The organism is Helicobacter sp. TUL (assembly GCF_002287135.1).
Classification (GTDB): Bacteria; Campylobacterota; Campylobacteria; order Campylobacterales; family Helicobacteraceae; genus Helicobacter_F.
On the sequence record NZ_NESU01000002.1, the window covers coordinates 195,713 to 205,777 of the forward strand.

The window sequence follows — 10,065 nt, forward strand, 5'->3', positions numbered from 1 at the left end:
TTTAATAGCTTCCATTTTCAAATTTTACCTGTGATCCATGCACAAAGCCATGAATGGCATCTCTTCCGTCTTTGGCATTTGGAGGAAGATAAAAGACTTCAAGCCATTTTGTTTCGATATCTTCATGATTCACATAATCAATGCCATCTCCATTGATAAATAATAAAACCGCATTATTATTAATCATATCATTTTTCAAAATCTTTCCTACTATTTTTCCATTTGCTTTATCTCTTATATTTACATAATCATCTTTAGAATTATATTTAAGTTTGCTGTAATAAATACCTCCCTTATTATAATTATCTTTACTAAAATACTCTGTTTTAATATCACCCAAAGCCTTAAAACCTACAAGATCGCCATAAGCCTCTCTTGCTGCCTCACCTTCTGCATAAAAATGATAATTTTTAATTGTTACTTCAGCTCTTATGGCAGCAACACCTAAAAATCTTGTATTTAAGGGTTCTGGTAATTTTACTTTAATATTTTCTAATAAAACACCAAATTCCAATCTGTTAAATTTGATACCGCTAAAATCCCAAGAATCACCATATTTAGAAGCACCTTGATTTTTTAAATCCATTTCAAATGAAACAGGAAAAAAAGGAAGATCTATATTGTTATCAGGATAGAATCTTAAAGCAGTATAATTATCCCCCATATCGTAATTATCAGACCTTTCAAGCACTCCTGTTAAAGTAATCTCTCCATTAAAATAAAGCATAAAATCTTTTACATCATAAGCTTTAAGTGTATTTTTTGTCACTTTACTATTATCGCTTGAAAGTTCAGAAAAATACGCTTCAGTAGATGGAAATGCAAAAAGCATATTAAGACTTAGTATGAGTATAATAATGTTTTTCATGTTAGCACCCTTTTGTAAGCAGATTATTCTTGTCTTATAACTTGTGATCCATGTACAAAGCCATGAATGGCATCTTTTCCGTCTTTAGCATTTGGAGGCAAATAATACACTTCAATCCAGCTTGTTTCCCAATGATAAATAAGTTTCTCATCCCAAGCTACATCTATTAATACCAAAAGCCCATTATCATTTATTATATCATTTTTCAAAATCTTTCCTATTATTTTTTCATTTGCCTTATCTCGTATATTTATATAATCATCTTTGGAATTATAGGCAAGGATTTGATAATACCCATCTCCAATCCATTTATCTCTAGTAGAATATTGTATTTGTATATCTCCCAAAAGTTTAAAACCTACAAGCTTTCCGTGAACATCTTCTCCATCAGAATAAGGATTTTTAATTGTTACTTCTGCTCTTGCTGCGGATACACCAAAAAATGCTTTATCTAGTGGGGAGGGTAATTTGACATGCTTGTCATCTAGAACAATACTATAAAGTTCAGTGACATAAGAATCAGGATAGAACATCAAAGCATTACGATACTCAAAAGTGTCAGATCTCTCAAGCACTCCAGTTAAGGTAATCTCTCCGATGTATGTTTCAGGAGTTTGGGAGTTGGTTTTTGCAGTTTTAAGCGTGTTTTTTATTATTTTGCCATTTTTATCGTGAAGGAGTTCTTCAAAGTATGGGTAATGGAGATGATCTGCGTATAACAAACAAAAACCCATAATCACTATAGACACTATTATCTTCATGCTATATTCCTTTGCAAAAAGTGTGTTTATTATAGTGCGTGTTTTGTAATTTTACAATTTAGCGTGTGTATTTTGGCGTTATTGCATATGTGAAGCGATATAAGCGTGAATCTGGTGTGAATCTAAAAATAGGGCATTGCGAAATTGTGTGCGATTAAAGGTGCTTTGCCTTTTGGCAAGTTGTGCAGTGTGTGTGCTTATCAGTGTATGTAGTATTTTGGTGTCGCTATTGTTTGTTGCAAGAAATTCTAGACTTTCTTTAATGCCTATAGCCTTGAAACTTTGGGAGTGTGCTGGATAATTATCACGCAAAAATCGCACTTCATCAAGCAAACCTTGAGAAATCATCGCGTGTGTGCGTATGTTTATCCTTTCTCGCAAGATGTCTCTAGGCATATCAAGCACCAAAATAGGTATATTTTCTAAAGCTAGAAATTTTTGTTTAGGATGCGTGGCAAAATACACGCTTGGAATCGTGTCTGTGGCAAAATATATTTCAAGGGCTTTGTGGATTCTGTATGTATCAGTAGGTTGGAGTGTTTGTGCATATAAAGAATCGATATGAGATAAAAACTCATAGGGTTTTGGGATACTAGTTATGTGATTGTGTATTGTGTGTGATGTCTCTTGTGTGAGTTGTGGCATAGGACTTAAGCCTTCAATCATACTTTTTAGATAAAAGCTTGATCCTCCTACGATAAAAAATGTCTTTTTCCCTTTGGATTTTGCTTGTGTGAGTGCGGATTCTAAACTTTGCCAAAATGTCATCACATTGCAGGGTTGATGTGGATCTAACTCATCAATCCCATAATGCCTAATTTTTGCTAAGTCTTGCGGACTTGGTTTGGCAGAAGCGATAGTGATATACCGATAGATACTTAGTGAATCTAATGAAAAAATCTCCCCGTCATAGCGGGTGGCAAGTTCTATTCCTAGTGCGCTTTTGCCACTACCACTCGCTCCGATGAGTGCAAAGATTTGCATAGAATCTAGCTAAGCAATGCATAATATTTTTGTAAAAATACTGCGTTGGCTGTGCCATCAAATGTTCGCAATCCAGCTTTTTGGAGTGCAAGCTCTAGTGCATTGACCATCCACGCAGTTTCATACACAGGGATAAGCCCCATATGATTAAATCGTATAATACTTGTTTTTAAGTGATCTTGCCCACCAGCGGCATTGAGTGCAAAATCTGTCTTGAGAATCTTACGCAATGTGCTTGCATGTGCTTCATCATAGATCGTGCTCATTGCTAGTGCCGGAGTTTTTGGATAAATAGTAAGCCCCAATGCCTTCAAGGCTTCATTGCTTGCTAATGATCGTGCCCTAGTTTGTGCATACACATTTTGGATTCCGCCCATTTCCTCTACAAGCTCAAAATATTTGTGAAGTCCTTGAATGATAGTTGTGGGGGCAGTCCATGCAGTTGTGTTTTGGGTTTGGTTTTTTAGTTCGGTTTTGAGATTAAAATAAAACCCTATATTGCGTTCATTTGCCATATCAATAGCATTTTGTGAAAGCGCAATAATGCTTAAACCTGGTGGTAGCATAAATGCCTTTTGTGATCCGCCTATGAGTACATCAATATGTGTTGTGTCGATAGGTTCTACGCCCATAGCCGTGATAGAATCTACAACAACCATAGCATTTGGTTTTAGCTTTTTGACTTCTCTAGCTATGTCTTCTACAGGGTGGCGTAATCCTCCCGCAGATTCACACATTTGCATACATATACAATCAAGTTCGCTATCATTTCTAAATGCTTCAAGCACTTCATTGAGACTTACTGGAGTATCCCAAGAATGCTGTATTTGCGTGTGTGGGATATTGTAGGCTTGTGCGATTTTTGCAAATCTTTCTCCAAATTTACCGCTATTTACTACAAGCATTTTGTTTTTGGTAAATGTCCTCACACACGCTTCCATAGCACCACTACCACTACTTGCTAACATAAGCACTTCTGGGAGATTGAGAAGTTTTTTGAGATTTTCTCTCACGCGCGCAAAAATGGCTTCAAATTCAGGCGTCCTGTGATGGAGTGTGGGCTCACTCATAGCATTGCGGATAGATTCTAGGACTGGCGTTGGACCTGGAGTAAATAATAACATAAAAGCTCCTTTAGTGTAGATTAATTTTTAAAAAGAGATTGCAGTGCATCAATGCCGGTTTTTTCTACTTTGGATTCTCTTGTATCTTGTAGGGTCATTTCATCATTGTGTGTCGATGCTCCCACTTCAACAAGTTCAATCTCACAATTACATAGCATACTTGCTAGGCGAATGTTGATTCCATTTTTTCCGATAGCTTTGCTTTTTTGATCTGATCGTATCTGCACGATAGCCTTGTGGGCAAATTTTTGTTGTGAATCTTCACTATGAGGTTGGAGTTTGATACTAAGCACTTGCGCAGGTGCCAATGCTTTGGCAAGAAAAATCTCTGGTGTTTGGACATATTCTATGCAGTCTATACTCTCGCCATTAAGCTCACTACTCACAGCGTTGATACGCACACCTTTTACCCCTACACAACAACCTATGGGATCAATACGCGTATTGTTGGTAAAAATGGCAATTTTGGCTCGCTCACCCGGTATTCTCGCACTTTTATAGATATGAATCTCTTCATCTTTGAGTTCGGGAACTTCTAGCGTAAGGAGCTCTTCTAAAAATTTTGGTGCAGTGCGGCTAAGCTCTAGGCGTATACCATTTTTTCCTATGCTTACAAATTTTAGTAATGCTCTGATAGTTTGTCCTACTTTAAAATGTTCGCCTTTTATGCGATTTTTTTTGGCTAAGAGTGCTTGTATGCCATTAATTTCAACAAAGGTATTTTCATCTTTATCTATACCTACAACTACCCCTGCAACGATTTTATTTACTTTGGATTTGAGATCGCTTAGGAGTTGTTCTTCAATCTGGCGTTGTAAATTTAGCTCAAGTGTTAAAAAGAGTTTGTTTATCGCTCCACGCTTCATAGAATCTAAGCTAAGCTCATATTCCAAGATATCACCAATGTTAATATTTTGTCCCATATTTTGTGCTTCTTGATACACTTTTGAGATAGCAATCACACCTGGCGAATTTTCCTCTAAGCGTTTGTCATCATCTGCGCATACGGCAATTTTATAAAAAAGCTTAAGCGTGCGGTTTTTGGTATCTTTTTCTACAAAATATTCATAATCAGGGCTAATCTCTTCTTGTGCAATTTTAATTAACCCTTCTTTGACGATATTGCACACAATCTCTGGTTCTATATTTTTTTCATACGCTATCATATCTATGATGTCTAAGATTTTTTCCATTCTGTCTTTATAGCCTCCGAATTGTCTTTGTGAGTTATCTTGCTTTAGAGAAGTTTTGAAGTGGGTACATTGTAGTAATTTTTAGCTTAAAAGTTACAAAATTATCGTAATTTTGCTATACTTGCGGCTTTATTTGTCACCGATTCGGGAGGTAGTCTTATGGAATTAAAAGTTGCCAAAACAGATTTGCAAAGTAAAAAAAATGAAGTCAAAATCTCATTAGATGAGGTATTGCGACAATACAAAGAAGAAAATAGACATGTGTTTTACTTTGATGGGCAAAACGCTCACAAAGATATGCAAAAAGCCCAAAATACGATACAAAAAGCCGGATATCGTGTGCAGCTCAATGAAGTGCGTTATGGGCTTGATGAAAACAATTACATCTATGAAATACACATTATCTAAAGAATGACCAAAAAACTTTATATCCAAACACTTGGATGCGCGATGAATGAGCGCGATTCTGAGCATATTATCGCCGAGCTTGCACAAAAAGAGCGCTATGATCTCACAGATGATCCCAAACAAGCGGATTTAATCCTTATTAACACTTGTTCGGTGCGCGAAAAGCCAGAAAGAAAGCTTTTTAGTGAGATTGGGCAATTTGCTTTACACAAAAAACAAGGTGCAAAAATTGGTGTGTGTGGTTGCACTGCTAGTCATTTGGGTGGCGAGATTATCAAAAAGTCACCTCATGTGGATTTTGTGCTAGGTGCACGCAATACTTCTAAGATCACGCAGGTTTTGCATACGCCAAAAGCCGTGGAAGTAGATATAGATTATGATGATAGCACATATGTCTTTGCTTCACCACAAACTATGGGGATTAAAGCATTGCTCAATATTTCCATAGGTTGCGATAAAAAATGCAGTTATTGTATCGTGCCTTTTACGCGAGGTAAAGAAATCTCTATACCTCAAGATTTATTGCTTAATGAAGCACGAAAACTCGCTGCCAAAGGTGTAAAAGAGCTTTTGCTTTTGGGACAAAATGTAAATAATTATGGGGTGCGATTTTCTGTGCCACATGAAAAGGTAGATTTTGCGACGCTTTTGCGCAATCTAAGTGAGATTGATGGTATTGAGCGTTTGCGCTTTACTTCTCCTCATCCATTACATATGAATGATGAATTTTTAGCAGAGTTTGCGCGTAATCCAAAGATTTGCAAATCTATCCATATGCCACTCCAAAGTGGATCAAGCAAGGTTCTAAAAGCTATGAAACGAGGCTATACAAAAGAGTGGTATCTTGAGCGTGTGGCAAAATTGCGTGAGTTTTGTGCGCGTGAGGGTAGAGAAGATGTGGGCATTAGCACGGATATTATTGTGGGCTTTCCTGGTGAGAGTGATGCGGATTTTGAAGATACGCTTGATGTCGTGCGACAAGTGAGATTTGATACAATGTATAGCTTTATCTACTCGCCTAGACCACATACAAGTGCATATAACACAGAATCTAGTTTGCTTGTGGATTCTGAAGTGGCAAAGGAGCGATTGGCAACATTGCAGAATCTCCATAGAGAGATACTTGCACAAAAATCTCAAGATGAGATTGGCAGGGTTGTGGAAGTTTTGGTTGAAAATCATCATAAACAAGAGCATTGGAGTGAAGGGCGCAGTGATCACAATCGGCTTATTAAGATTGGTAATTTTGTAGGGGATATTGGTGAGATTGTGCGTGTGAAAATTACCAACGCACAGGGTGGCTCTTTGAGCGGCGAGGTAATCGCATAGTGAAATAGGTTTGAGATACAAGTAGGAATCAAATTTCTTTAAAGCGTGTTACGGAGACTATAGGTGGAAATATCCTACTAGTTCGTTAAGGTTTTCTATTTTGTAATATTTTCGATATCAATAATTTTGGAAAGTTCTTTAAGTTGTGCTTTAAAAGCACATTTTCTGTTAGAATCATAACTACCAAAATCATACATTTTGTCTACATATAAGTCATGTCCCTTAAAACCATCAAAACCAGCCAATATGACTTTTTTAATACCAATAAGAGCTAGTGCCTTGATGAACATAATTCCACCAAAATCTAGTATCGTTGTTTCATCAACTATGCTCTTGTAATCCAATGTAAAATCTGGTTGTATAAAACCAGGATCTATATTTGAAGTCAAAATGATCTTGATATCAGCTGTAGAACTTGATATTTGGCTATATCTTTTCATATTACTTATAAAAATATAATCAGTTCTTATATCTTTTGGTACATGATTAATTGCAATAACCTTTAAAGATTTATGGTGTTGTATAAATTTTATAATTTGAGCTTTCTCTTTTCTTACACTCGATCCCAACCCTATCAATAAGATTTCCGATGTTGTTATTTCTTCTTTTAATTTCGTAAAATCTTCTTTGGTGTTTATATTTCGAGTTTGATGTTGAAAATATTTTTGACTAATATACTTTTCATCATAATTCATTTTTTTGGTCTCATCAAGAGACACAAGAATTTCCTTGATAGATTTAATTGATAATGTTTTTTTATCAAGTAAAAATCTTACATAGGAATGATGAGATTTGGTTATAGCAGCCAAGTAGTATAATAAAGAATATCCCCAAGGATTTTTCTCTTTTTCTTTTGAAATATAAATATCGATAATCTCTAAAATCTGATCAATGTCATAGTTAGCCCCAAATTTTTCATTCAAATAAGATAATATTAGTTCTGTATTGGCATTACCAGCACCCTTTCCCATTCCAAATACTGATGAATCTAGTATAATTTCTCTTTGGGTGTTGTGTTCAATCAATTCGATACAATTTGAATATGCCAATTGCAGATTATTGTGTGAATGATAACCTAATTTGATATTTTTATTTAAATTGCTATCTAATAGTAAGAATTTTTCCATTAAATCATATTTATTCATAAAACCATATGTATCAACAATATAAGTAGCATACGGATTAATTTTATTGGCAGCTTGAATTAATTCTATCAATTCTTGCAAATTATAATCCATAATATTCACTGGTTGTAAAAAAATTTCATATCCCAATTTTTGCAATTTTCGCGCAATCCCAATTACTTCTTTTAATTGTTTTTTTCTAAACATTAGTCTAAATCCAAAAATTAAAATGTCATCTTTATATTGAGGGATGTCTGATATATCATATTCGCCTATTTCTATCATAGCAACAAACAAAGAGTCGTTTGGTTTCAATGAGATATTTGTAATATCTGTAATATGGCTACTATTAAAATCCGAATAAGATTTATTTTTTAAAAATCCAAGTTCTATGTAGTCAACTTTAGATAATCCCAACTTTTCTACAATGTTAGAAATAGTTCCATTTCCAAATTGCCAATTATTTAGATATCCACCATCCCTAAGAGTGCAATCTAACACGCTAACTCTCATAAAATTCTCCTAATATAATCAAGTTCATTGTTTCTAAATTTATTTTCTATAATTTTTAATACTTTTTCTAAATCACTTTTTGTATCCACTGAAAGTGTATAAATATTTTTTTGCACCAATATGGCTTTAAATGTTTTTTTGTATTCAGTAAATCTTAACATATCAATACCCTCTATCTTTTCTAGAATCGAAGGTTTTGATTCATGATAAAAACTCAACATTTTTTTATTGAATCCTATGATACCTATGTGTTTATAGTAATCAAATTGCAAATGCCTATAAGGATATGGAATTGGGGTGCGAGACATATATACTATATTTTCATAGGTATCGCAGACAACCTTAATATTACTTGGATCTGTAACCTCCACCGGATTTGTCATCTTAGCTACAATATTGGTTCCAAATTCAATGTTTTGGGGTATATTTTTTGGAGTAATTAAATCAATTAAATTCGCATCCACCAATGGTTCATCACCATTAATTTGGACATAATAATCAGCTTCCATATATCCTGAAACTTCAAAAATTCTATTTGCAGCTGTTAGATGATTTTCATCGGTAATAATATATGGAAATTTATATTTCTCACATATTTTAACAATATTTTGGTTATCGGTCGCAATTATAATTTCTGTTAATTTTTTGCTTCTAATAGCTTGTTGATATACCCACCATATCATGGGCTTACCTAAAATATCAGCCAAAGGTTTTCCTGGAAACCTTGTAGAACCATATCTAGCAGGAATTACGCCCAAAATTTTTTTCATAATGTCTCCTAACCATGTTGAAGTTTTAAAAGCTAACCTAAAAACTCTATAATCTACAAATAAGATTTTAATGTGCCTGTGAAAGCTTGGTTAAATATTCTCTCGCTACTACAATAGCGGTTACTTCCACGAACGCCCCTTACCAAACATAAAGATTGAAAATGGTAATTTTCATAAATATAAAAAGCGTATTTTTGGGATTTGTGCGTTGCGAAATATAAATTTTCATTAAATGATTTTTAAGAAAAAAGTATTACAATTGGCATTCAGAATAGTTTAGAGTTGTATGAAAATTACCATTTTCAATCTTTGGTGAATCATCATGGTTTAATTTTGAAAGGATTTTAGATGTATACAGCCATCATTCCGGTACGCGAAGGCTCACAACGTGTGAAGAATAAAAATATAAAACCTTTTGCAAACACTTCTTTACTTGAGATTAAAATCCGCCAGATGCTACGGATAAAGGCACGAGGTTATATTAATGATGTGATTGTTAATTCAGATTCTGAAGTGATGCTAGAATTAGCCAAGAAACTTGGAGCGACACCAGTAGAACGAGAAAAATACTATGCAAGTAGTGAAGTGTCCATTAATGAAGCACTACAAAATTGGGCTCTTAACGCATCAGGCACATATATTTTGCTTTGTAATGCAACAAGCCCGCTCATAACAGATAAAAGTATCATAACATGTATACGAACTTTTGCTGATAATATTTCATCTTATGATTCTCTTGCTACAACAAATTTATGTAAAGAATTTCTTTATCTAAATGGTCAGGCTCTAAACTATGATCCAGCACACAAGCCTAGATCACAAGATCTGCCCGATATACTAGTCCTTAATAGTGCGTTATATATTATTGCACGCTCACTCATGATACAAAAAAGCGATGTTGTGGGGAATAATCCATATTTTTTCAATATCAACCAAATAGAAAGTATAGATATAGACAATGAACTAGACTTTGAAATTGCAGAATACCTTT

Annotated in this window: 10 protein-coding genes; 3 read left to right on the forward strand and 7 right to left on the reverse strand. The window is 34.6% G+C overall.

What is annotated here, in order from left to right:
- Position 1: 1 nt before the first annotated feature.
- From B9T66_RS02070 to nusA, 5 genes are all read right to left on the reverse strand, one after another.
- A complete protein-coding gene (locus B9T66_RS02070) occupies positions 2–868 on the reverse strand; it encodes a hypothetical protein (protein WP_095627332.1) in 867 nt (288 codons plus the stop codon).
- A gap of 23 nt (positions 869–891) precedes the next feature.
- A complete protein-coding gene (locus B9T66_RS02075; RefSeq protein WP_095627333.1) occupies positions 892–1,629 on the reverse strand; it encodes a hypothetical protein in 738 nt (245 codons plus the stop codon).
- Positions 1,630–1,707: 78 nt separating this feature from the next.
- A complete protein-coding gene (gene miaA, locus B9T66_RS02080; RefSeq protein WP_095627334.1) occupies positions 1,708–2,613 on the reverse strand; it encodes a tRNA (adenosine(37)-N6)-dimethylallyltransferase MiaA in 906 nt (301 codons plus the stop codon).
- A gap of 5 nt (positions 2,614–2,618) precedes the next feature.
- Positions 2,619–3,737: a pyridoxal-phosphate-dependent aminotransferase family protein gene (locus tag B9T66_RS02085; RefSeq protein WP_095627335.1), complete on the reverse strand. Its 1,119-nt coding sequence runs from the start codon at positions 3,735–3,737 to the stop codon at positions 2,619–2,621.
- A gap of 20 nt (positions 3,738–3,757) precedes the next feature.
- Positions 3,758–4,930: a transcription termination factor NusA gene (nusA, locus tag B9T66_RS02090; RefSeq protein ID WP_095627336.1), complete on the reverse strand. Its 1,173-nt coding sequence runs from the start codon at positions 4,928–4,930 to the stop codon at positions 3,758–3,760.
- A gap of 159 nt (positions 4,931–5,089) precedes the next feature.
- On the opposite strand from nusA, the gene B9T66_RS02095 reads away from it, so the two are divergent.
- The gene (locus tag B9T66_RS02095) at positions 5,090–5,338 is read left to right on the forward strand and encodes an HP0268 family nuclease (RefSeq protein WP_095627337.1); all 249 of its coding nucleotides are present in this window, start codon (positions 5,090–5,092) and stop codon (positions 5,336–5,338) included.
- A 3-nt stretch (positions 5,339–5,341) separates the two neighbouring features.
- Entirely contained in the window at positions 5,342–6,667 is a 1,326-nt protein-coding gene (gene miaB, locus B9T66_RS02100) for a tRNA (N6-isopentenyl adenosine(37)-C2)-methylthiotransferase MiaB (protein WP_095627338.1), read from the forward strand.
- A gap of 95 nt (positions 6,668–6,762) precedes the next feature.
- On the opposite strand, the gene B9T66_RS02105 is transcribed toward miaB, so the two are convergent.
- Both B9T66_RS02105 and B9T66_RS02110 read right to left on the reverse strand, forming a co-directional pair.
- Positions 6,763–8,304 (reverse strand): aldolase catalytic domain-containing protein, encoded by a 1,542-nt coding sequence (locus B9T66_RS02105; RefSeq protein WP_095627339.1) that lies wholly within the window; start codon positions 8,302–8,304, stop codon positions 6,763–6,765.
- Positions 8,301–9,074: a 3-deoxy-manno-octulosonate cytidylyltransferase gene (locus tag B9T66_RS02110; RefSeq protein ID WP_095627340.1), complete on the reverse strand. Its 774-nt coding sequence runs from the start codon at positions 9,072–9,074 to the stop codon at positions 8,301–8,303. Before B9T66_RS02110 ends, B9T66_RS02105 begins: the two co-directional genes overlap by 4 nt.
- Positions 9,075–9,422: 348 nt before the next feature.
- On the opposite strand from B9T66_RS02110, the gene B9T66_RS02115 reads away from it, so the two are divergent.
- Positions 9,423–10,065: acylneuraminate cytidylyltransferase family protein (locus tag B9T66_RS02115; protein ID WP_095627341.1), on the forward strand; the 643-nt coding region annotated here is incomplete at its 3' end.

Bases quoted from the DNA above. Each gene is read 5' to 3' on its own strand.
- miaA (WP_095627334.1), bottom strand. From the start codon at position 2,613: ATGCAAATCTTTGCACTCATCGGAGCGAGTGGTAGTGGCAAAAGCGCA.
- B9T66_RS02105 (WP_095627339.1), bottom strand. From the start codon at position 8,304: ATGAGAGTTAGCGTGTTAGATTGCACTCTTAGGGATGGTGGATATCTA.
- B9T66_RS02075 (WP_095627333.1), bottom strand. From the start codon at position 1,629: ATGAAGATAATAGTGTCTATAGTGATTATGGGTTTTTGTTTGTTATAC.
- nusA (WP_095627336.1), bottom strand. From the start codon at position 4,930: ATGGAAAAAATCTTAGACATCATAGATATGATAGCGTATGAAAAAAAT.
- B9T66_RS02085 (WP_095627335.1), bottom strand. From the start codon at position 3,737: ATGTTATTATTTACTCCAGGTCCAACGCCAGTCCTAGAATCTATCCGC.
- miaB (WP_095627338.1), top strand. From the start codon at position 5,342: ATGACCAAAAAACTTTATATCCAAACACTTGGATGCGCGATGAATGAG.
- B9T66_RS02095 (WP_095627337.1), top strand. From the start codon at position 5,090: ATGGAATTAAAAGTTGCCAAAACAGATTTGCAAAGTAAAAAAAATGAA.
- B9T66_RS02110 (WP_095627340.1), bottom strand. From the start codon at position 9,074: ATGAAAAAAATTTTGGGCGTAATTCCTGCTAGATATGGTTCTACAAGG.
- B9T66_RS02070 (WP_095627332.1), bottom strand. From the start codon at position 868: ATGAAAAACATTATTATACTCATACTAAGTCTTAATATGCTTTTTGCA.